Below are 23,282 nucleotides of genomic sequence, written 5' to 3' on the forward strand. Positions count from 1 at the left end.
TATGGGGGGAAAACGATGAAGAAATCAGCATTTTGGCTATTTTCAGTCCTGCTGGTAATGTCCATGTTCCTTGCTGCCTGCTCCGGAAATGAGAATACTTCAGGCGAAGATACAGGGAAAAAAGACGACGGCAAAGATGCAGAAACAACTGAAGTAGAAGGCGGAAAAGTAACATTTGGTTATACTCAGGCGTTTAAAGGCGTTTTATCTTATGCCTATTATGAAGGGGAAGACGATGCAAATGCCCTTCAGTTCATGCACGAAGGAATGGTTGCTTACAATGATGAGCTGCAGCCGATCCCTAACCTTGCTGAATGGACTTTCAATGAAGACAACACTGTTGTAACTTTCAAGTTGAAAGACGGCGTAAAATGGCATGACGGCGAACCATTGACTGCTGAAGATATGGAATATGCCTGGTACCTGATCGCAGATCCTACATATGAGGGAGCACGTTTCGCAAACGTGGCGATGATTAAGGGTGCACAGGAATACAAAGATGGAAAAGCTGACACGATTGAAGGTATCAAGGTTATTGATGACCTGACAGTAGAAGTTACAGTTACAGAACCTTCTGTCAACCTGATTGACAACATCTGGTCTATTCCAGAACCAAAGCATTATTATGGAGATATTTCTTCTAAAGAACTTCCTGACTCTGACCAAGTCCGTAAAAACCCGATTGGTGTCGGGCCGTTTAAAGTAACGAACATCGTTCCTGGCGAAATGATTGAATATGAGCGTAATGATGATTATTGGAGAGGCCCTGCCAAGCTTGACGGCGTTGTCTACAAAATCATTGATCCATCCCTTGCTGCCGGCCTGATCGAAAACGGCGAAGTGGATGTTATCCAGGCTCCTTCTGACCAGTGGGGACAAATTAAAGAACTTGGCAATATCAACCCTGTAACAATCGATGCTATGTCTTACAGCTATATCGGTATCGACCAGGGACGCTATGATGCAAAATCAGGAAAAGTTGTAATGGATAACCCTAAATTCTCTGACAAGCGCGTGCGCCAGGCATTGGTTTATGCACTGGACCGCCAAGCTTATATCGATGCTTTCACAAACGGTTTAGGTAAACCGCTTAACGTTCCATTCCCGTCCGTTTCATGGGCTAAGATCGACGATTCAGAAATCAACACTTATGACTATGATCCAGAAAAGGCAAAGAGCCTGTTGGATGAAGCCGGCTATAAAGATGTGGACGGCGACGGATTCCGTGAAGATCCAGACGGAAAGCCTTTCTCTATCAACTTCGATGCGATGGCAAGTGCTGAAACTTCTGAAGCGCGTGCTCAGTTCATTCTTCAATCTTGGGGTGAAGTTGGAGTCAAGGCTCAGCTTAACGGCGGTTCCCTGAAAGACTTCAACCTGTTCTATGACACTATCGAAGCAGATGATCCATCTGTTGAAACTTTCCATGGTGCATGGGGACTTTCATATGATCCAGATCCATCCGGCATTTGGCTGTCAACTGACAAGTGGAATATGTGGCGCTGGTTGAATGAAGAATCCGATGCGCTTATCAAGAAGGGTGTTCAATTCCCTGAAGATAAAAACCAGGATGTTATCGAATACCGTAAAGAAGTATACAACGAGTGGCAGAAACTTGTTAACGAAGAGCTTCCTGTAATCTTCTTCGACCAAAGGGAAGATGCATGGGCAATCAACAAACGTGTTGGCGGAGTCAAAGTAACTCCAGGCGGCACAGATGAGTTCTACAACTGGCACATTGTTGAGTAATAAGAAATAAGGTTTAGATAAGGGGAATGGAGTATGCTGCAATACACAATCCGAAGACTTATAGGTATGATCCCAATAATTTTCCTTATCTCCATTGTGGTGTTTACCCTGGCAAAGCTTATGCCAGGGGACGCCCTCTCTGGAAAAATCGACCCGCTAAATTCCGATCCGGAATATATCGAGGAAATGCGTGAAAAGATGGGCTTGAATGACCCAATCCATACACAGTATTTCCGCTGGATAGGCGGAGTGGTTCAAGGGGATTTTGGGGATTCATTCATCCATAAGCGCGATGTAATGGAATTGATCGGCGACAGGCTGCCGAACACAGTTTTCTTAGGTTTTACTTCACTCATGATTACGTATATTCTAGCTTTTATGATGGGCAGGTTCTCAGGCAGATTTGCCTACAGTCCAGGAGATTATCTAATATCAGGAATAAACTATTTGGCCTTGGCCATTCCAAGCTTTGTTGCAGCCCTAGTGGCGATTTACGTTTTCTCTTTCCAGCTGGGATGGGTCCCGGCGACTGGAAGTATCGGTTCAGGCGTTGAACCAGGATCTTTTGAATATTATTTGAGTAAAATCAAGCATACAATTCTTCCTGCGCTTGTATTGGGCACCATGGCTACGGCTGGATATACCCAGTTCCTGCGCAATGATATGATCGAAAGCTCTCGCAAAGATTATGTTCGTACAGCCAGAGCAAAGGGTACGAAAGAATCCGCGATTTATAATAAGCATATCCTCAGAAATTCGGTCATTCCGATTATTACACTGCTGGGCTTTGACATTGCAGGTCTTTTCGGGGGAGCTATTATTACCGAAACCATTTTTACATATCCGGGAATCGGATACCTGTTTGTAGAATCAGTAAACTCACGTGATTATTCCGTTATGATGGCCATCACCATGATGCTGACCATCCTGACGCTTATTGGAAATTTAGTGGCAGATATACTATATGGAATAGTAGATCCGCGCATACGTTTAAGTTAGGTAGGTGAGAGTTATGGAACCAACAATTTCGCAGCAAAGTACAACGGCTATTGAGGAGCCTGTAAAGCCTCCCAAGAGCCAGTCGCCATGGGCTCTCGCCCGCAGGAAATTTTTAAAGAATAAACTTGCCATGATCAGTCTCTGCTATCTTGTGCTCATCGTCTTAGTATCAATATTTGCCGAGCCGCTGTCCATGCCGATTGAGGAAACGGCTAAGCTGAATTTGACTGAAATCAGCAAAGAGCCTTCAGCAGAACACTATTTTGGCACAGATAAGTCTGGGAGAGATGTATTTGCCAGGACCCTCCATGGCGGAAAAACGTCATTGACTCTTGCTTTCTCCATCACCATTTCGGTAGTGGTGATTGGAACGATCGTAGGAGCCACAGCCGGATTCTTCGGAGGCTGGGTTGACAATGTGCTTATGCGCTTCACCGACTTTATGATGAACTTTCCGTTCCTGCTTTTCGTCATCGTGCTAAAGTCTATTTTCATAGAATCAAGTACAGCTACACTCATCTTCGTCATTAGTGTGCTGAGCTGGACCGGAATAGCCCGTCTGGTGCGAAGCAAGGTAATGGTAGAGAAAGAAAACGAGTATATCATGAGTTCCATCTCTATCGGCTGTTCGTCAGTTACAACGATCTTCAAGCATCTATTGCCGAATGTAATGTCTACCATTATTGTACAGGCTACATTGACACTTGCTGCCATGATCGTGGCGGAAACTGGCTTAAGCTTCCTCGGCTTCGGTGTACCGATGAACATTCCGAGCTGGGGCAATATGCTTCAGGATGCAAGAAGTCCGGATGTATTGACCAGCAAGTGGTGGATATGGATACCGCCCGCAACGGTTCTGACACTGACAATACTATCAATCAACTTCGTTGGCGAGGGTCTGAAGGACGCATTTAACCCTAAGTCAAATAGATAATGCGGCTGGCATCAGCCGGAACCATAAAGGGCGAGACACTTCAGGTGCTCACCCTTTTTTAATGAAATCCGCAATTAAAGATCCTTTTGGGGGTCTTTTTTGTTTTTGTCGTATGATTTAACGCTTTCTATCATATATATGTAAAAAAACAAGAGAGCAGGAGTATATATGGGACAAGCCAGAAGGGATCCAGCCCAATGATCTTCAGGCTGTTTATTTTTATTACTGGTTTTGGACTGGCTGTAGCAGGCGGGATCAGCTCGGTGGCTTATTTAAATCTCTTAATTGCCGGGCATGAATTGAGTGACTATTTTTCATACATTCTTAAAAGGCCTGAGTGCGGCCTGCTCCCGGCCGGCATTGTCATTATTACAGTGGCCATATACTTTCCGCAGGGAACTGAGGAGTAAACTGTTGCACGTGGAGGAATAAATTAACTATTTCCTGTTCATACTGAGTGACAAATAGTTACTTGAAGTGAGGGGTTATAAGATGTTGTATCTTCATGATGTATGGGTGAACTGGTTTGAAGGAGAAGAAAACGGATATAATGTATGCCACTTTCATGAATGGAGAAAAGATGACAGTGTGGAATTGCTTGATCAGGTCCCATTGTTAAAGGTAGAGCCGCTCCTTTTCAACTACATAGAAAACGACTTATCAGAACTGCCGCAACAGCTGCTGAACGACATCTACCAAAAAGCATATTTGCGAAAAAACCACGAACGGACACAGCTTGATTACTGTTTTGTCGTCTCCGACGGTTCAGGCATATTGGCAGTCGATACGATCAGCTATAATATACCCATCCGCAAAAGCCGGCTGATTCCAAGGCAGGAGCAGCTTGCTTACGAAATGCTTGATAATCAGGAAACCATCCAATATGCATTTAACGACCAATCCTGTTTAAAGGATTTTCACATCCTTTCGCCAGCCCCGGAAATGATGAACGGCCTTACCAGAAAAGAAAGGCAGCTGAAGCAGCTGCTCTTTATGGCTCTTGATCAGCTTCATTCATCTGGGAATACAGCTGAAATCCGCTATTGGTATACAGAGTGGAATCCAGAGAAATATACTATAATCCAGCAGCTGGAATTCGAACAGGCCTGGAAGTCACTGTATGAGGAAACGAAGCTGGGATGGTCAGGAAAACATGAAGCTTTTTGCGAAAATATCATTAAAGGGCAGCCATTTTTTGAGAAACTGTGGGAAATGGAGCATGGCTCGAAAGTGAATTAATATGCATAATTCTATACTGAAGGAAAAAGGAGTATCTTTTTCCTAAAGACCAAATAAAGTTTGAAAACCCTGTTGATTGGAGTGCAAGGCACGTAGACTCCTGCGGGAAATAGCGGAAGAGTTGAGACCCCGCAACCGCTTGCGGTGAGGAGGCTCAACTCCGCCCCGCGGAAAGCGAAGTGTCTGGAACGGAAATCAACAGCCCCATTTAAAGACCTGATTTATGGGGAGAGGGATTACAAAACCATGCCCTCTTTGGTTTAATGAAAAAAGGAGCTGATCACAGCTCCTTTTTTTCATTATCGGCGTTTTCTGCCGAGCCCCATGGCGTTTTCCATTTTGGCCAGCATTTTATTGGCAGTGAATTGAGCCTTTTCGGCTCCTCTATCCAGGATTTCATCCAGCTCGCTTGATTCCATGAGCTGAGTGTATTTTTCCTGGATTGGCACGATTGTATCGACAACCACTTTTGCAAGATCGCCTTTGAAGTCTCCGTAGCCTTTTCCTTCGTATTGCGCCTCGATCTCGTCTATAGTCCTGCCGGAAAGGATGGAGTAGATAGATAAGAGATTGGAAACTCCAGGCTTATTTTCTTTATCAAACTTTACAATTCCTTCAGAGTCCGTAACTGCGCTTTTAATTTTTTTCTCAATCTGCTTCGGATCATCAAGCAAAGAGATGAAAGACTTTTTGTTAGAATCAGATTTACTCATCTTTTTAGCCGGATCCTGGAGGGACATAACTCTTGCCCCTACTTTTGCGATCCGCACTTCCGGGATTGTAAAGATGTCATTATATTTCTTGTTGAATCTTTCTGCCAAATCCCTTGTAAGCTCCAAATGCTGCTTCTGATCTTCCCCTACAGGAACCAGGTCTGTCTTATATAGAAGAATGTCGGCAGCCATGAGCGGCGGATAGGTCAGCAGGCCGGAAGATACTGCTTCTTTTCCGTGGGACTTATCTTTAAACTGGGTCATCCTCTCAAGCTCCCCGATATAGGAAACGCATTGCATCATCCATCCGGCCTGTGCATGGGCAGGGACTTCAGACTGGATGAAAAGTGTTGCTTTCTCAGGGTCGATCCCGACAGCAAGATAGAGGGCTGCAAGGCTCCTGATATTTTTGCGGAGCTCCATCCGGTCCTGCTGGACAGTGATGGCATGCTGATCGACAATGCAGAAATAGCAGTTATATTCGTTTTGCAATTCCACGAATTGCTTCATGGCACCTATATAATTCCCCAGTGTAAGAGTGCCGCTGGGCTGGATGCCGGAAAAAATGGTTTTCATATATATTCCTCCTTGGATGTATCAGCAGACAAAAAGTGAGCCGAAAAAGTGGCGGAAATTCCGCAAAAGACGTAAAAAGACCATTCGTCCCCCTGAAAAATAGGGACGAATGGTCCGCGGTGCCACCCTAAGTGCCTCGGCTGAGGCCTCTTAACCCCGGCTTGCCTGCAGGCCGGGCTTCCCATAACGCGGGATACGCCGGAAGCTAATAGGCAGCAGGAAGCAGCCTTTCGCAGCCGGAGCTCTAAAGTCCATTCGATTTGCCGGGATGTTTGTTTCCACCAGCCACAAACTCTCTTTAATCCCTGAGCAAATGTACTACTCTTTGTCATTGCTTTATCATCAACAGTATTGGTTTTATACATTAAAATATACCAAAACTGCAGAAAAAATCAAGGTAATTCGAAATAACACACCTGGAATTCGTATAGGAAAACAAGAAAAATATGGGAAAAATCAAGGTCCAAATAACCTTCGGCAAAAGGGGAATTAAGAAAAATTTCAAAAAAATTAAAACTAGCAAACTCTTGATTTAAAAGTATTTTTTCGACAATTTTCTCACTATACCCTCCATTGAAAAATAAAAGCCCCTTGCAAACAAGTTTTAAAATACATATAATAAACGTAACAAATGATTCTTTACGAATCTGTAACATTCTTGCATATAGTTCTGAAAACCTATGGATAAAGAGACTAGTAGTAAGTTTATAGCTTACAGAATTTTGGCTTATCCTTTTGATTTTTCTCTCGAATTGTCAGAATAGAGGATAATCTTTGTCTTTTGAGTTATAAGCTTACTTTTTTTGCTGCGCGGATAATCAGTTTATTTTTACAGTTAATTTACTGACTATTTGAGCAATATATCCAAGGCGGACAGTTGTTTATGGAAGCGTGGACAGATTCCTGCAAAAGGCATTTGTGGAAATTATATAGGGGGGTAACACCGTGAACAAAAGATTATCGATCTTTTTTAGTATGTTGCTTGTTCTAAGCATGTTCCTTGCAGCGTGCAGCGGCGGCGGCGATGATGCCGGCAGCGGAAGCGATGGAGACGGAGGGAAAGACGTACCTCAGGACTTAGCGGTTAACATTAACTCTGAACCGCCTTCACTTCACCCGGGCCTTGCAAAGGATGCAACTTCCGGTACTGTTCTTCGCCAGACTTTCGAAGGTCTGACACGCATCAATCCAGATGGAAAGCCTGAACCGGCAGCAGCTGAGAAAATTGAAGTATCTGAAGATCAGAAAGTTTATACTTACACATTAAGGGATGCTCAATGGACTAATGGCGATCCTGTAACGGCAGAAGACTTTGCATATGCATGGAAGTGGGCTATCGATCCTGCCAACCAGTCTGAGTATGCTTACCAGCTTTACTATATCGCAGGTGCTGAAGCTGCCAACACTGGCGGCGGTTCACTTGATGACGTAGGAATCGAAGTTGTAGATGAAAAAACGCTTAAAGTAACTTTGGCAAATCCTACTCCATTCTTTGATGAATTGACTGCATTCTATACGTACCTGCCGATCAACAGCAAGGTTGCACAAGCAAACCCTGACTGGGCAAACGATGCAGGCGACGATTATACTTCAAATGGTCCTTTCAAGATGACTGAATGGTCACACAGTGACAAGATTGTTCTTGAAAAGAACGATACTTACTGGGATAAAGATACTGTAAAGCTTAACTCGATCGAAATGATCATGGTAAATGATCCAAACACTGAACTGTCAATGCTTGACAACGGCGAGCTTGACTGGGCAGGAGCACCGACTGGAGCACTTCCGACTGATGCTATGCAGGCCCTTAAAGACGAAGACCGCCTTGTAACACAGCCTATCGCTGGTGTTTACAACTACAAATTCAACACAACTGCAGAACCTTTCAACAATGTGAATATCCGTAAGGCATTCACATATGCAATCAACCGTCAGGAGCTTATCGACAACATCCTTCAGGGTGAACAGCTTCCAGCGATGGCTATCGTTCCGCCGTCAATGTTCGCTGAAAATGAAGAAGGCTATTTTGCTGACAATGATGTAGAAAAAGCTAAAGAATTCTTGCAAAAAGGTCTGGAAGAGCTTGGCTACAAGGATGCTTCTGAGCTTCCTGCAGTAACTCTTTCTTATAATACTTCTGAAGCACACCAGAAGATTGCTCAGGCAATCCAGGATATGTGGAAGCAGAACCTTGGCGTAGAAGTAACACTTGATAACTCTGAGTGGGCTGTATACCTTGATAAGGTTCACGCTCTTGACTACCAGGTAGCTCGTATGGGCTGGCTTGGAGACTTCAACGATGCAATCAACTTCCTTGAGCTTTACCGTGATGCTGATGGAGGTAACAACGATACTGGATGGGAAAGCAAAGAATTCCAGGATCTGTTAGCGCAATCTGCAACAGAAGCTGATGCAGAAGCACGTCAGCAGCTGCTTAAAGATGCTGAAGCAATCTTCATGGAAGATATGCCTGTAGCTCCTATCTATTTCTACACAAACAACTGGGTTCAGGATGAAAGCCTTAAAGGCGTAGCTGTTTCCGGACTTGGCGACGTTCAATACAAATGGGCGTACTTTGAATAAGAATAGCTAATACTAATAGCTGTCTAAACGAGAGGTATATGGGGTTTTTCCCCCATATACCTTCGTTTCTGAATGAAGCAGAAATAAAATTGGAGGTGTTTGACAATGGCGAAATATATTGGAAAACGCTTAATCTATATGATTGTCTCGCTGTGGCTTATCATCACAGCAACGTTTTTCTTTATGCGCATTGCACCAGGGAATCCATTTACATCAGAAAAACAACTGCCTCCCGAAATTGAAGCAAACCTGAATGCCCACTACGGGCTCGATCAGCCATGGTATGTTCAATATGGGGAGTATCTATTAAGAATCATAAAATGGGATTTTGGCCCATCTTTTAAGTATAAGAGCCAGACTGTCAATGATTTAATCAGCGAAGGTTTTCCTGTATCTCTTATGCTCGGTATCGAGGCGATTCTGATCGCAGTTTCAATCGGTGTTGTTTTAGGGGTTATTGCAGCCCTCAAGCACAATAAGTGGCAGGACTACACTGCAATGATCGTTGCAGTTATGGGGATCTCGGTTCCTTCCTTCATCATGGCCACATTCCTGCAATATTTCCTTGCGATTAAACTTGGCGTCTTCCCGGTAGCCAGGTGGGAGTCCTTCATGCATACGATATTGCCTGCGTTGGCGCTTGCGGCATCTCCAATGGCGTTTATCGCCCGTCTGACGCGTTCTTCCATGCTGGAAGTGCTCTCTAATGATTATATTAAAACGGCTAAATCTAAAGGTTTGAGCCAGGGTGTTATTACCATTAAACATACAATCCGAAATGCTATGCTTCCTGTCGTTTCCTATATGGGACCTCTTTCAGCAGGTATTATTACAGGCAGCTTCGTAATTGAAAAGATCTTTGGTATTCCGGGACTCGGCTCCCACTTTGTATTAAGCATCGGAAACCGTGATTACACTGTTATTATGGGAGTTACCGTATTCTACAGTATCATTCTGTTAGTGTCTATTCTCCTTGTCGACATTGCGTACGGACTCATTGACCCGCGCATCAAACTTGCAGGCGGGAAGAAAGGAGAGTAAATTATGGGACAGTTATCAAAAGATAAATTCAGAGTTGTTGGCACACAAACAACTGATGCAGAAAAAATCAGTAAACCAAGCCTATCTTTCTGGAAAGATGTTACACTTAGATTCCGAAAAAACAAGCTTGCCATGTTTGGGATTGTGCTTTTGGCCATCCTTGTATTTATGGCGATCTTTGGACCATATATGACACCATATGATTATGCATCAAACGATCTAGGCAATAAAAATCAGTCACCATCTTCCGAGCACTGGTTCGGTACAGATGATCTGGGACGCGATGTATTTGCCCGTACATGGGAAGGTGCACGAATCTCCCTGTTCATCGGTTTGGCAGCTGCATTAATTGATCTCTTCATTGGCGTACTATGGGGCGGCATCGCCGGCTTCAAAGGCGGACGCACAGATGAATATATGATGCGTGCAGCGGATGTCCTTTATGGGATTCCTTACTTGCTGCTTGTTATCCTTCTTATGGTTGTATTAGGCCAGAGTGTCGGCACGATGATCCTTGCCATGACCATTACCGGATGGATCAATATGTCACGTATTGTCCGTGGACAAGTCCTTTCACTTAAGAATCAGGAATATGTCCTTGCTTCAAGAACTTTGGGAGCAAATGTTTCGCGCATCATGTTCAAGCACCTGATCCCGAATACAATGGGCCCTATTCTTGTAACCATGACACTTACAGTGCCATCAGCTATCTTTACTGAGGCATTCCTTAGCTATTTGGGTCTTGGTCTGACACCGCCTGTAGCGAGCTGGGGAACCATGGCAAATGACGGCCTTCCGGCACTTAGATATTATCCTTGGCGCTTGTTCTTCCCGGCAACGTTTATCTGCTTGACCATCTTTGCATTTAACGTAATCGGCGACGGACTTCGTGATGCGCTAGATCCGCGACTACGCAAATAAGGAGTGAGATAAATGGAAAAATTACTCGAAGTAAAAGATTTAAGAGTCTCATTCCAAACTTATGGAGGAGAAGTCCAGGCTGTCCGCGGCGTGTCCTTCGATCTTCATAAAGGTGAGACCCTCGCGATTGTCGGCGAGTCCGGTTCAGGTAAAAGTGTTACCTCCCAGACAATCATGAAATTGATTCCGATGCCGCCAGGCAGAATTGCTGGAGGACAAATTCTCCTTGATGGCGACGATATCGTTCCAAAATCGGAAAAGGAAATGGAAAAGATCCGCGGTAAAGAAATCAGTATGATTTTCCAGGATCCAATGACTTCTCTGAACCCGACAATGAGAATTGGCCGCCAAATCATGGAGGTGCTGATCAAGCACCAGAATATGTCATCTTCTGCTGCTAAGGATAGGGCGACAGAGCTTTTGCGCCTTGTTGGGATTCCAATGCCGGAGAAGCGTGTAAACCAATATCCTCATGAGTTCTCAGGCGGTATGAGACAGCGTGCTATGATTGCCATCGCACTTGCCGCAAGTCCAAAGCTTTTGATCGCGGACGAGCCTACAACAGCGCTTGATGTAACAATTCAGGCTCAGATTCTGGATCTAATGAAGGATCTTCAGAGCAAAATGGATACTTCCATTATCTTTATTACTCATGACCTTGGTGTAGTTGCCAATGTAGCAGACCGTGTTGCTGTTATGTATGCCGGCCAGATTGTAGAAATGGGAACAGTTGATGAAATATTCTATGATCCGCGCCATCCTTATACATGGGGGCTTCTGGCTTCCATGCCTAGCCTTGATAATGATGGAAAGACTGAACTTGCAGCAATTCCAGGTACTCCTCCTGATTTAACTAACCCTCCAGTGGGAGACGCATTTGCAGCGAGGAACCAGTTTGCATTGGCCATAGATTTTGAAGAAGAACCGCCAATGTATCAGATTTCTGAAACGCACTTTGCAAAAACATGGCTGCTCCACCCGGATGCACCGGAAGTAGAACCGCCTGAAGCTGTCAAGCGCAGGATCCGCAAGCTCTCTTCTACATTCGATAAGCCTGTTTTAGTGAAGGAGGGCAAATAAAATGGCTGAAAAGTTAATTGAAATCAAAAATCTAAAGCAGCACTTTAATGTCGGCCGCCCTAATATGGTAAAGGCAGTAGACGGCATTTCATTTGACATCTACAAAGGTGAAACGCTTGGCCTTGTAGGCGAGTCAGGCTGCGGAAAATCGACGACCGGAAGAACGATCATCAGACTGTACGATGCTACAGACGGACAAGTCCTTTTTGAAGGAGAGAACGTCCATGGAAGGAAATCTGCTAAAGAGCTGAAGAAATTCAACCGCAAAATGCAGATGATTTTCCAGGATCCTTACGCTTCCCTGAATCCTAGGATGACTGTAGCTGATATCATTGCTGAAGGCATTGACATCCATGGCCTTGCCACAAGCAAGAAAGAGCGTATGGAAAGAGTGTATGAGCTTCTTGAAACGGTCGGCTTGAACAAAGAGCACGCTAACCGTTACCCGCATGAGTTCTCAGGCGGTCAGCGCCAGCGGATCGGGATTGCCCGCGCTCTTGCCGTACAGCCTGAATTCATCATTGCTGATGAGCCGATTTCAGCTCTCGATGTTTCCATCCAGGCACAGGTAGTAAACCTGATGAAGCAATTGCAGCGCGAAAAAGGGCTGACTTATCTGTTTATTGCCCATGACCTTTCCATGGTTAAATATATCAGTGACAGGATTGGAGTTATGTACTTCGGCAAGCTGGTTGAAATTGCTCCGGCCGATGATCTCTACAATAACCCGCTCCATCCTTATACACAGTCCCTTCTTTCTGCCATTCCGCTTCCGGATCCAGAAACTGAGAGGACCAGAAAGCGTACAAGCTATGATCCTGCTGTCCACAATTATACGGACAGTGATCAAGTGGAGATGCGGGAAATTGCACCAGGACATTATGTTTACTGCTCTGAAAAGGAAGCAGCACAATATAAGGCCCAATACAAAAAATAACAAAAGACGATCTCATTCCGAGATCGTCTTTTGGCTTTTAATTACATCAAATAAAAAGAACAGCAAAAATTTTAGAATTATCGTTGCAGGTGATGTAAATAGCTAAGCTGTAAAAACGACCTATTTCGGAATTTGAAGTATCACTTTAACCCTTTTTCTCATTAACGCATTTTTCTTGTAATAATAATACAACATTTTGACAACAATTACTATTATAAATTTTCTATATATTCATTATTCCTATTAAAATCTTAAAAAATCCTTATTTCAAGTGTAATAGGAAAGAAGAAAGGGAATGAGTACTATGTTATTGCTTTTTACATATGTAAATGGAAGCAGGCTGCCTTTATAATGAAAATACAAGGATAGAAGGGAGACGGAATATGAAGGCTCTGAAAATGACTGCGGCTGCTGCTGCTTTGTCTTCGCTCATCACAATACATGCCAGTGCGGAAGAGAGTGAAAAGCTGACAAACAGCTCCATGCCCGTAAGAGAATACATAGAAATGAAAAAAGAACTGCCAGCAGCCATGGCACGTTTTAAATATGACTCAGGGTATACCTTTGAATACCCTGACGCTGTAAGAGGAGTCTATGTTACCGGGCATTCTGCCGGCGGAGAAAAATTTAATAAGTTAGTAGATTTGATCGGCAAAACTGACTTAAATGCCATGGTTATCGATATAAAGGATGACTGGGGCAATCTGACCTATATTCCTGAAGGGAAATCCCCGTACAGCTCCATCGGCAAACCCTATATAAAAGACCCTGCAACGGTTCTGAAAACAATGGAGGAGAAGAAGATTTATCCTATAGCCCGTGTGGTTGTCTTTAAGGATAGCGTATTGGCCAATAGCAAGCCGGAATGGTCATATAAGGACGGGAATAAGGTCTGGTCAAATGGCAGAGGTGAATCATTCGTAAACCCATTCCTGAAAGAGGTTTGGGATTATAATGTCGGTATAGCCATTGAAGCCGCTAAGATGGGATTCCAGGAAATTCAATTTGATTATGTCCGTTTTCCTGAAGGGTTTGAAAAACGTGAAGAGACTTTAACTTATTCTACTGGAGAGTATAATGGCGCTGATGATAATGTTCAAAAAAGGGTTCAGGCTGTCACTGACTTTGTAGCTTATGCGAGGGAAAAGCTTAAGCCTTATGATGTACAAGTTTCTGTTGATATCTTTGGCTACAGCGCAACACTGCCGGAAGCACCAGGAATCGGCCAGAATTTCTCTAAGATTTCCTCCAATGTTGATGTCATTTCATCAATGATTTATCCGAGTCATTGGACGTCCTATTTCGGGATCAGCAAGCCAGATCTGGAGCCATATAATCTTGTGGCAGAATATTCTAAGCTTGAGAAGAAGAAGCTTGCAGAGCTGGAAGAGGCGCCTGTATCAAGGCCATGGCTCCAGGACTTTACGGCATCGTGGCTGGGGGCAGGGAATTACAAGGCATACGGAAAGCAAGAGGTAGAAGCTCAGATTAAAGCCCTTAAAGACCAGGGGATCAATGAATATCTCCTTTGGAATGCAGGCAATTCCTACACAGAAGGCGTTGACTATACACCAGGGGAATAAAAAAGGAAAAGCCGGGCAATTGACCCGGCTTCATCTCTGTTCAATTGAGCGGCCATTTTCAGGCCAAGACCGCATGCTAATGGCTGTTATATCCTAATGAGCGTTAATAGCAGGATGTTATTTGACACAGAAGCTGTATGCGGTATCATAGTATATGGCAGGATCAGTTTTACTTTCTGCCGCCTACATTTTTCCACCCAGTCTGCACCTTTGCGGATTGATCCACAAATTCGGATTTTCGTTTACCGCCGAACAGCTTCTCGCCGATTCCATTCGCTGCAACTCCAATTATAGCAGTAATCCCAATCACGAGCAGGGCAACAATCGATAAATCCGCAGCAAATTCAATCATATAAACCTCCATCTTTCTTTTCACAGCAGCGCTGCGAATAATTTGTAATGCCAAATGCCAGTGTCCTTTCTATTTATTGTAAAAGAACAGCAGTTATTAGAAAAGGTCTATTGTATAAATACTTTACATTTTGGCAAATTATTAGTGTATTTTACATGTGAGATTCAGAGCGGGGCGATTAAGCTCTGCAGCAGCCGGGGAAGTGTAGAGAAAGATGGATGCTTATCGGACTGGACTATTAAATAAAAGGAGCCAAAATATGCATTGGTATGAAAAATTGAATCAATATTTCCCTATCGAAGAAATGAAATCCCGCGAGCATATGGAGACGCTGCTCAAGGAACGCTCTGAAATCTACCATAAGGACGAAGGAAAGAACCATGTTTTGATGTATGTTGAACTGGATAACTTCGTGTTCATCGACTACCTGTTTGTTTCAAAGGCAGCCAGGGGACAGGGTCTTGGCCATAAACTCCTTGATAAGCTTAAGAAAAAGGGAAAACCGATCATCCTTGAAGTAGAGCCGGTCGATTATGAAGACACCGACACAGAAAAAAGGCTCAAGTTTTACAAGCGGGAAGGCTTTGAGCATGCCCAATCGATCGGATATAGAAGGCGTTCCCTGGCAACAAAGGAAATCAACAGTATGGAAATCCTTTATTGGGCCCCTGGAAATGAATCGGAAGAACTGATCTACGAGAGCATGAAGAAGACATATGAGTTGATTCATACGTATAAAGATGCTCATTTCTACGGAGAATCCTACCAGCCGGTAGAGGAAGTACTGACATTTGAAGAAGACAAAAGTTCTGGAGATGTACTCAAAGGGCTCTAGGAAAAGTGCTGCTATTTTTGATAGCAGCATTTTCATTTTCATAAATTAATTGAGAATTTAAAATAAGGTTTACTGCCTGGACAGTATGGGTATAAAACATATAAAGGTCAAATGCGGCACCGGGCCATTATAAGTATTACATAAATATGGCCATCAAGCGGGGAAAGATGGAATCTATTAAAATTTTTGAAACTTTTATCTTTCTCATACGTCTTATATAGTAGAATGCTTAAGAAAAATGAACTGTAGAACCTTTGCATAAGTCTTTTAGCATATTTCTAAAAAGGGATACCAAATGCATCTTTAATGGTGTATAATAATTAATATAAATTACTAATTTAAAGTAATTTTAATTAAGGGTTCATATTTTCTGAGTATAATTCTTGTAAAAGATCTTTATATATGTCTAATTTAAGGAGTGTGAATTTGTAAAATGGTCACATTATACACTTCACCAAGTTGCACATCTTGCAGGAAAGCGAAATCATGGCTTGAGGAGCATGAAATAGGCTATAAAGAGCGGAATATTTTTTCCGAACCCCTTTCAATTGATGAAATCAAGGAAATCCTCCGTATGACGGAAGATGGTACGGATGAAATTATCTCTACGAGATCAAAGACGTTCCAAAAACTTGACGTGAACCTGGAAACCATGCCGCTTCAAGAGCTGTTTGAGTTAATTAAGGATAATCCCGGTCTGCTGCGCCGTCCAATCATTATTGACGAAAAGCGTCTTCAGGTTGGCTATAACGAAGATGAAATCAGACGCTTCCTTCCGCGCAAAGTACGCACGTATCAGCTGCGGGAAGCACAGCGTATGGTTAACTGATGAATCAGCTCTTTATCTCTTTGAGATAAGGGGCTTTTTATTTTGTTCCTTTCCTTGACTGATTAATTATATGGGCCATATTGGCTTTCCGGCAAGCCAGTTGTTTGTACACAATTAAAATTTTTGGTAAGATTAAATGTACTAAAATGAAGCATATAGGCATACAATGGTTTTTTGAAACCTGCTTCATTTTAATTCCCTTTATCCCCTTTTTGTCATAAAATAGGAGTATAAGGCAACAATACTGTTACCTTCCTAGAAAGATTAGAGCCAACTATATTGGGTAAAGGATATAAACAACATCTTATGGGGGTATTTAGTCCCTTCAACAATCGCCGGAAGGGAGAGTTCTGAATGGAAATTGAACGGATTAATGATAATACTGTCAAGTTTTACATTTCTTATATTGATATAGAAGAGAGAGGCTTTGACCGGGATGAAATCTGGTACAACCGCGAGCGGAGCGAGGAACTCTTTTGGGAAATGATGGACGAAGTGCATCAGGAAGAAGAGTTCATGGTGGAAGGGCCTTTATGGATTCAGGTACAAGCTTTGGATAAAGGGCTCGAGGTGCTGGTCACCAAGGCGCAGCTTTCCAAAGACGGCCAGAAATTTGAACTTCCCGTTCCTGAGGATAAGCTGAAAGATCTGCCTGTTGAAGAGAGGATCGAGGATTTGCTGGATCAGCATTTCACAAAGCATGAAGATGAAGAAGACTCTTCTTATGAAGATAATCTTGAGTTTCTTCTGAAATTTGATGATTTTGAAGATATCATTTCCCTTTCCAAAACTTCCAGCCTGGATTCCTTGGAAACAAAGCTTTATTCATTTGAAAATAAATACTATCTGTATGTTGAATTTCCTGATGAGGAAGATCTTGATGAAGAGCAGATTGATAATGCTTTGAGCATCCTGCTTGAATTCGGGCGTGAAACCCAGACGACGATCCACCGGATTGAAGAATACGGTAAGCTTATAATAGATGGAGATGTCTTCGGGGAGCTCAGGAAATATTTTGATTAAACAATGCCGATTTCTGAATGAAATCGGTGTTTTCTTTGTATATAGAAGGCAGCATGATTTTGCCGGTTGGGACAGGTGACAGCCATAATGAAAAACGCCGTAAGGATTACCATATTCAGCGGATTCCTGATCTTACTCCTTTTTGCCATTAATAAATTTTTTCCGGTCAATGGCGGCTTTCTGGGCTACTTCAGCCTGTTGGTAACTTTATCCGTCATATTTATCGGGTTCATCATTTTCCTTGAAAACCGCCACCCCTCACAGACTTTGACCTGGCTCGTGGTTTTAGGCGGTTTCCCCCTGCTCGGATTTATTTTCTACCTCCTTTTCGGGCGGAACTACCGGAAGGAAAAGATGTTCCGGAAAAAATATTTCTTGGACAAAGAAGCTTTCAGGAAAGTCCAGGAAAACCATGGGAGAAATTATGCTGAAAAAGTACGGCAGATGGGGGAGCATCAAAGAAAGCTTTTCCGTTTGGCCCATGAAATTGGGAACAGCCCCATTTCCTTTGCTACCAGCACAAGAATCCTTACAAATGGAGAAGAAACCTTCAATCAGATCCTTGAATCTCTCCGGAATGCCACCCATCATATCCATATGGAATATTATATTGTCCGCCATGATCAAATCGGGATGGAGATTAAAGAGATACTCATGCAAAAGGCGGGGGAAGGGGTCAGGGTTAAATTTTTGTACGATGCGGTGGGCTCCTGGAAAATGTCTAAGAAGTATATTCGCGACCTCAGGTCATCCGGGGTGGAGACGGTTGCATTCGGTCCAGTAAAAATGCCGCTCCTGAACAGCAAATTCAACTTCCGGAATCACCGTAAAATCATTGTCATTGACGGCAATACAGGTTTTATGGGCGGCCTTAACATCGGTGATGAGTATCTGGGGCGCAATCCGCATTTCGGTTTCTGGCGTGATACCCACCTGATGCTGCAGGGGGAAGCGGTCCGTACACTGCAGCTCATTTTTCTGCAGGATTGGTATTATATGACCAATGACAGCTTTTTGACAGCTGAATATCTTACTCCGGTTCCCGAAGAGAACAATCATGGCGGAGTACAGCTGATTGCCGGGGGCCCGGATAATGAATGGAGTGTCATTAAGAATATTTTCTTCTCGATGATTACTTCTGCGAAAGAGTCCGTCTGGATTGCTTCTCCTTACTTCATCCCTGATGAAGACATATTCACCGCCATCAAAGTGGCTGCCCTGAGCGGGGTGGATGTCCGCCTGCTGGTGCCGCATCGACCGGATAAGCGTATTGTTTTCCATGCATCTAGGTCTTATTTTCCTGAATTGCTTGATGCAGGCGTCAAGATTTATGAGTATCAAAAAGGCTTTATGCACAGCAAGATTGTGATTGTAGACAATGAGCTGGCTTCTATCGGAACATCGAATATGGATATGAGAAGCTTTCACCTGAATTTTGAAGTCAATGCTTTCCTTTTTAAAACTCACAGTTCACAAAAGCTTGCTTCTGAATATCTGCTTGATCTTAATGATTCTCAGGAAATTACAGGTGCTCTGTTCGGAAAGCGGCATATTGGGTACAGGCTGCTTGAATCAACTGCACGCCTGCTGTCACCACTGCTTTAGGATCTATGACCATAACATATGAGGAGAATGCCGCAGCAGCTGCTGCGGCATTTTTCTATGAAGGGGTAATCTCTGGCAGGATATCGATTTCAAACAGCGAATTATATAGTAATGTAAAAAGAAAGGAGGAGAATTATGCTGACAGCAATCCGTAAATCAGGCAAGTTTATCAACTCTGCTGACTTCACGGATAGGGAAACACTGCGGAAGCTCAAGGTAAAGGAGGGCAGCTTCCTCTGTCCAGTATGCAGGGAAAAGGTAATGCTTAAGGTTGGAACCAGGAAGATACCCCACTTTGCCCATTATAAGGAACATTCCTGTGAAGCATCCTTTGAAAATGAGTCAGAGTACCATATGAAGGGAAAGCTGGATATTTACCGGTGGCTGATAGCCAATAATGTGCATGCCAGGCTGGAAACTTATATAAAAAGCATCAAACAGCGCCCTGATATATGCTTTGTATATGCCGGGAAGAAATTTGCCGTTGAATTCCAGTGCTCCCCTATTCCAGAATCGCTGTTCGCCAGCAGGACTAGTGCTTACAAAGAGGCAGGCTTCACGCCCATCTGGATACTCGGAGGAAAAGAGATCAGGCGGACCTCAGCCCGAAAAGCAAGCTTCTCTGAATTCCATTATTCTTTTGTCAATCGTTCATCAGATGCTCCATATCATTTGCTTTCTTACTGCCCCGATGTACAGAGCTTTATTTTCCTCTCCAACATCTGCCCGCTTACCACCCGTAATGTCCTGACAGACTTCTCTGTCATACCGCTGCATCAAATGAAATTTCCAAATCTAATAACTGCCCCGCGGATTGTCCGTTTTCCACCGGCAGACTGGCAGAAGGAAATCTGCAAGCTCCAGCAAACCTATTCGCTGACCCCCAATACATTCAAACATCCCTTCTACATGGCCATATATCAAGCAGGCTTACATCTCTCCCTGCTCCCGCCGCATATCGGCATTCCTGTCCTTCATTCTCTCTGGATTTCAACACCTCCGCTAGTCTGGCAGGCGTATCTGCATACTGACTGTTTCATAGGCCTGAAACCTGGAGAGAAGGTGACTGAGAATGAAATCCTGCAGTCTCTGAAGCGGCGCATACGTGCTGGAGACGTGAAAGTCAGGGAGCTCCCTCTTTCTGAAGGAGAATACAGACTGGCTGTTACAGAATATTTCTGCCATTTATCAGCATCCGGAGTCTTTCAGTTTGAAGGAGAGGGGAGATACAGGCTGGCTCACGAATGGACTATCCCTAAGACAATGGATGAAGCCGGAATACTAAGAATGCGCTTTTATACAGGAATGGCGAGATCTGAAGACACTCCCTTCCCATATGAAATGGGGAATAATGAAAACAGCATCACTGACATACAATAAGGAGAGATTTATAATAAAGAAGGAATTTCCCTTTAAAGGTAGAAATAACTAGTGAACCGAATTTTTATTCGGACCACGAAATAACTGAAATGGAGGATATAGACATGGCAAATGAAACTGCGGTAAAGAAATTGCCTTCAAGAAGTGAAATAAAGCCGGAAGATACATGGAGGCTTGAAGATATTTTTTCAACAGACGATGCCTGGGAAAAAGAATTCCAGGAAGTGAAGCAGCTGCTTCCTGATGCGGGCGGGTTCCAGGGCAAGTTGGGGGACAGCGCAGACAAGCTGTATGAAGCGCTTCAATACCAGGATCACCTCCTTGAAAGGCTGGGCAGGCTCTACTCATATGCCCATATGAGATATGACCAGGATACGACCAATTCCTTTTACCAGGGACTGGATGACCGCATTAAAAATCTGTATTCCCAGGCAGCGAGCAGCCTTGCTTATATTGTGCCAGAGATTCTGGCAATCGATGAAGAGAAGATCAGCAGCTTCCTTGATGAAAAAGAAGAGCTAAGACTCTATAAGCATTCTTTGGAGGAAATCAACCTTCAAAGGCCGCACGTATTATCTGCAGAAGCAGAAGCACTGCTGGCACAGGCTTCAGAAGTCCTTGATGCACCAGGGAACACATTTGGCATGCTGAATAATGCCGATCTTGAATTTCCATCCATTAAAGATGAAAACGGGGAAGAAGTCGAGGTTACCCATGGCCGCTATATCCGTTTCCTGGAGAGTGACGATCAGCGTGTCCGCAGGGATGCCTTTAAAGCGGTATATGATACTTATGGTAAATTCAAGAATACTTTTTCAAGCACCTTGAGCAGCAATGTCAAAAAAGATAATTTCTATGCGCGTGTCAGGAATTATGATTCTGCGCGCCATGCTGCACTTTCGGATAATAATATCCCTGAAAGTGTCTATGAAAATCTGGTCAATACGGTCAATGACAACCTCCATCTTCTCCACCGCTACATTAAGCTGAGAAAAGAGGTCCTGGGCCTTGAAAAGCTTCATATGTATGATCTCTTCACACCTCTTGTCAAAGATGTGAAGATGGAAATTCCTTATGATGAAGCAAAGGATTATGTACTAAAAGGACTGGAGCCGCTGGGAGAGGAATATCTTTCAGTATTAAAGGAAGGGTTTGAAAACCGCTGGGTCGATGTCCATGAGAATAAAGGAAAAAGAAGCGGGGCTTACTCTTCAGGTGCATATGGCACAAATCCATATATTCTGATGAACTGGCAGGACAATGTGAACAATCTGTTCACCCTTGCGCATGAATTCGGGCATTCTGTCCACAGCTACTACACAAGAAAAACGCAGCCATATCCTTACGGAAATTATTCAATCTTTGTGGCAGAGGTAGCTTCCACATGCAATGAAGCCCTCCTTAACGACTATCTGCTGAAAACGATTGATGATGACCAAAAAAGGCTTTATCTGCTGAATCATTATTTAGAAGGGTTCCGGGGCACGGTGTTCCGCCAGACCATGTTCGCTGAATTTGAACATCAGATCCACCAGAAAGCCCAAAATAATGAGGCATTAACAGCAGAGGCGCTGACACAGGATTATTATGAGCTTAATAAAAAGTATTTCGGCGAAGAAGATATCATCATCGACGAGGAAATCGGGCTGGAATGGTCCCGGATCCCTCATTTCTATTACAATTACTATGTTTATCAATATGCTACAGGCTTCAGCGCCGCAACTGCACTAAGCAAGCAGATCCTCGAAGAAGGTGAGCCGGCAGTCGAAAGGTATATCAACTTCCTGAAAGCAGGAAGCTCGGATTACCCGATCGAAGTGCTGAAAAAAGCGGGTGTTGACATGACAAGCCCTGCTCCGATTGCAGATGCCTGCAAGGTATTCGAGGAGAAGCTGAACGAGATGGAAGAACTCTTGAACAGGGTTAAGCAGTAAAACAGAAAAGGGGATGGACTTATTCCCTTTGTGAAGTCCACACAATGTGAGAAACCACTCAAAAAGCATGTTAAATCGTATATGATTTAGCGTGCTTTTTTTAGTGGTAAAATTAATGTTTTGATATTTCTGTTTGCAAGTTAGGACTGTAATATGAAATGAAGAAATGCTGCCGGTGAAGCATTTTGATGGGCTGAAGTATATTGGAGAAGTGCGGCAGTGAAGACTTAAGGTGAGTAATGCGCTGAATCTGGAGATTTGGCGCTTATTTGCGGACTGGAGATAGTTTGATTGGGAGGAGGGGGGCGTATATTTGCGAGTTTGTGAGGATATTTGCGGGATTTTTAATATATTTGCGAGTTTTGGGATATATTTGCGACTCTGCTGAGTTTATTTGCGGGTTTCCGTTCTTATTTGCGAGCAGGGATGGGAGGGACTGGCGGAGTTGAGCGGGCATCGGGCAGGAAGGAAGCTGCTGCAGGACGATATTAGCAACTTTTCCTGTTTATTAGCAACTTTCCTGGTTTACTAGCAACTTTCACCATATATTAGCAAGTTTTCAATTATATTAGCAACTTCCGCCATATATTAGCAACTCTGCAAACCTTCACCTCGGCATCCCTTTAAAACTGCTCCAAACTTGCTGGTCACACCTGAACAGTCACCTCCGCACTTCCGCTTAAAAACCTTTAAACCGCCTCCTTTCATTTATATACAGCACCAGGATTAGTAGGGCCACGAATAAGAGAGGGGAGGTGATGATGAGGGGCAGCATTTTCATGAGGCCCAATATATTCAGAATGAAAGCAGCAGTGACTGCCAGTATGATCAGAAATAAGATGACTTTGCTTTTAAGCATACTTAACCTCCTGGTTATGGTTTCAGGTTTCAGGGCTTGTATATGTATATGCAAAAAGCGGGGGATAATTTCGTGACAATTTTGTGAAGAGATGAACAATCTATTGTTCA

General features: G+C 43.6%; 20 protein-coding genes and 1 other annotated feature. Of the genes, 17 read left to right on the top strand and 3 right to left on the bottom strand.

Annotated elements, in window-relative coordinates:
* Positions 1 to 15: 15 nt before the first annotated feature.
* The 5 genes from opp4A to N288_RS07085 all read left to right on the top strand — a co-directional run bounded on the left by opp4A (position 16) and on the right by N288_RS07085 (position 4,921).
* Positions 16 to 1,749 (top strand): oligopeptide ABC transporter substrate-binding protein, encoded by a 1,734-nt coding sequence (opp4A, locus tag N288_RS07065; RefSeq protein WP_009794089.1) that lies wholly within the window; start codon positions 16 to 18, stop codon positions 1,747 to 1,749.
* 33 nt (positions 1,750 to 1,782) lie between these two features.
* On the top strand, positions 1,783 to 2,748 hold the full coding sequence (opp4B, locus tag N288_RS07070) for an oligopeptide ABC transporter permease (protein ID WP_022543607.1): 966 nt from the start codon (positions 1,783 to 1,785) through the stop codon (positions 2,746 to 2,748).
* Positions 2,749 to 2,761: 13 nt separating this feature from the next.
* Complete coding sequence (gene opp4C, locus N288_RS07075; protein ID WP_009794091.1) at positions 2,762 to 3,682, top strand: oligopeptide ABC transporter permease; 921 nt, start codon at positions 2,762 to 2,764, stop codon at positions 3,680 to 3,682.
* Positions 3,683 to 3,879: 197 nt separating this feature from the next.
* The gene (locus tag N288_RS07080; RefSeq protein WP_009794092.1) at positions 3,880 to 4,092 is read left to right on the top strand and encodes a hypothetical protein; all 213 of its coding nucleotides are present in this window, start codon (positions 3,880 to 3,882) and stop codon (positions 4,090 to 4,092) included.
* Positions 4,093 to 4,174: 82 nt separating this feature from the next.
* Positions 4,175 to 4,921 (top strand): YjbA family protein, encoded by a 747-nt coding sequence (locus N288_RS07085; RefSeq protein ID WP_009794093.1) that lies wholly within the window; start codon positions 4,175 to 4,177, stop codon positions 4,919 to 4,921.
* Between the two features lie 299 nt (positions 4,922 to 5,220).
* Here the strand turns inward: N288_RS07085 and trpS are convergent, their stop codons facing one another.
* Positions 5,221 to 6,210, bottom strand: coding sequence for a tryptophan--tRNA ligase (trpS, locus tag N288_RS07090; RefSeq protein ID WP_009794094.1), 990 nt, complete (start codon positions 6,208 to 6,210; stop codon positions 5,221 to 5,223).
* A 98-nt stretch (positions 6,211 to 6,308) separates the two neighbouring features.
* Positions 6,309 to 6,551 (bottom strand) — a binding site (T-box leader).
* Between the two features lie 604 nt (positions 6,552 to 7,155).
* On the opposite strand from trpS, the gene N288_RS07095 reads away from it, so the two are divergent.
* The 6 genes from N288_RS07095 (at position 7,156) to N288_RS07120 (ending at position 14,355) form a co-directional block, all read left to right on the top strand.
* Entirely contained in the window at positions 7,156 to 8,793 is a 1,638-nt protein-coding gene (locus tag N288_RS07095) for a peptide ABC transporter substrate-binding protein (RefSeq protein ID WP_022543608.1), read from the top strand.
* 105 nt (positions 8,794 to 8,898) lie between these two features.
* Positions 8,899 to 9,834, top strand: a complete 936-nt coding sequence (locus N288_RS07100; RefSeq protein WP_009794098.1) for an ABC transporter permease — start codon at positions 8,899 to 8,901, stop codon at positions 9,832 to 9,834.
* A 3-nt stretch (positions 9,835 to 9,837) separates the two neighbouring features.
* Positions 9,838 to 10,755 carry an ABC transporter permease gene (locus tag N288_RS07105; RefSeq protein WP_009794099.1) on the top strand — a complete coding sequence of 306 codons (918 nt, stop codon included), beginning with the start codon at positions 9,838 to 9,840 and terminating at the stop codon, positions 10,753 to 10,755.
* 12 nt (positions 10,756 to 10,767) lie between these two features.
* The gene (locus tag N288_RS07110) at positions 10,768 to 11,835 is read left to right on the top strand and encodes an ABC transporter ATP-binding protein (protein ID WP_009794100.1); all 1,068 of its coding nucleotides are present in this window, start codon (positions 10,768 to 10,770) and stop codon (positions 11,833 to 11,835) included.
* 1 nt (position 11,836) lies between these two features.
* Positions 11,837 to 12,772: an ABC transporter ATP-binding protein gene (locus tag N288_RS07115; RefSeq protein ID WP_009794101.1), complete on the top strand. Its 936-nt coding sequence runs from the start codon at positions 11,837 to 11,839 to the stop codon at positions 12,770 to 12,772.
* Between the two features lie 383 nt (positions 12,773 to 13,155).
* The gene (locus tag N288_RS07120; RefSeq protein WP_035402745.1) at positions 13,156 to 14,355 is read left to right on the top strand and encodes a putative glycoside hydrolase; all 1,200 of its coding nucleotides are present in this window, start codon (positions 13,156 to 13,158) and stop codon (positions 14,353 to 14,355) included.
* A 169-nt stretch (positions 14,356 to 14,524) separates the two neighbouring features.
* On the opposite strand, the gene N288_RS07125 is transcribed toward N288_RS07120, so the two are convergent.
* Positions 14,525 to 14,707, bottom strand: a complete 183-nt coding sequence (locus N288_RS07125; RefSeq protein ID WP_022543609.1) for a hypothetical protein — start codon at positions 14,705 to 14,707, stop codon at positions 14,525 to 14,527.
* A gap of 259 nt (positions 14,708 to 14,966) precedes the next feature.
* Between N288_RS07125 and N288_RS07130 the strand changes: the two genes are divergently transcribed.
* The 6 genes from N288_RS07130 to pepF all read left to right on the top strand — a co-directional run bounded on the left by N288_RS07130 (position 14,967) and on the right by pepF (position 22,313).
* Positions 14,967 to 15,542, top strand: coding sequence for a GNAT family N-acetyltransferase (locus N288_RS07130; protein ID WP_022543610.1), 576 nt, complete (start codon positions 14,967 to 14,969; stop codon positions 15,540 to 15,542).
* A gap of 433 nt (positions 15,543 to 15,975) precedes the next feature.
* Positions 15,976 to 16,371: a transcriptional regulator SpxA gene (spxA, locus tag N288_RS07135; protein ID WP_009794105.1), complete on the top strand. Its 396-nt coding sequence runs from the start codon at positions 15,976 to 15,978 to the stop codon at positions 16,369 to 16,371.
* Between the two features lie 354 nt (positions 16,372 to 16,725).
* On the top strand, positions 16,726 to 17,394 hold the full coding sequence (mecA, locus tag N288_RS07140) for an adaptor protein MecA (RefSeq protein WP_009794106.1): 669 nt from the start codon (positions 16,726 to 16,728) through the stop codon (positions 17,392 to 17,394).
* Between the two features lie 87 nt (positions 17,395 to 17,481).
* Positions 17,482 to 18,999 (top strand): cardiolipin synthase, encoded by a 1,518-nt coding sequence (gene cls / locus N288_RS07145; protein WP_009794107.1) that lies wholly within the window; start codon positions 17,482 to 17,484, stop codon positions 18,997 to 18,999.
* A 135-nt stretch (positions 19,000 to 19,134) separates the two neighbouring features.
* Positions 19,135 to 20,379, top strand: a complete 1,245-nt coding sequence (locus N288_RS07150) for a competence protein CoiA (RefSeq protein ID WP_009794109.1) — start codon at positions 19,135 to 19,137, stop codon at positions 20,377 to 20,379.
* A 104-nt stretch (positions 20,380 to 20,483) separates the two neighbouring features.
* Positions 20,484 to 22,313, top strand: coding sequence for an oligoendopeptidase F (pepF, locus tag N288_RS07155; RefSeq protein ID WP_022543611.1), 1,830 nt, complete (start codon positions 20,484 to 20,486; stop codon positions 22,311 to 22,313).
* Positions 22,314 to 22,992: 679 nt separating this feature from the next.
* Here pepF and N288_RS07160 read toward each other — a convergent pair.
* Entirely contained in the window at positions 22,993 to 23,172 is a 180-nt protein-coding gene (locus tag N288_RS07160; RefSeq protein WP_009794111.1) for a hypothetical protein, read from the bottom strand.
* Positions 23,173 to 23,282: the final 110 nt, after the last annotated feature.

The sequence above is a fragment of the Bacillus infantis NRRL B-14911 genome (genome assembly GCF_000473245.1).
Classification (GTDB): Bacteria; Bacillota; Bacilli; order Bacillales; family Cytobacillaceae; genus Bacillus_AB; species Bacillus_AB infantis.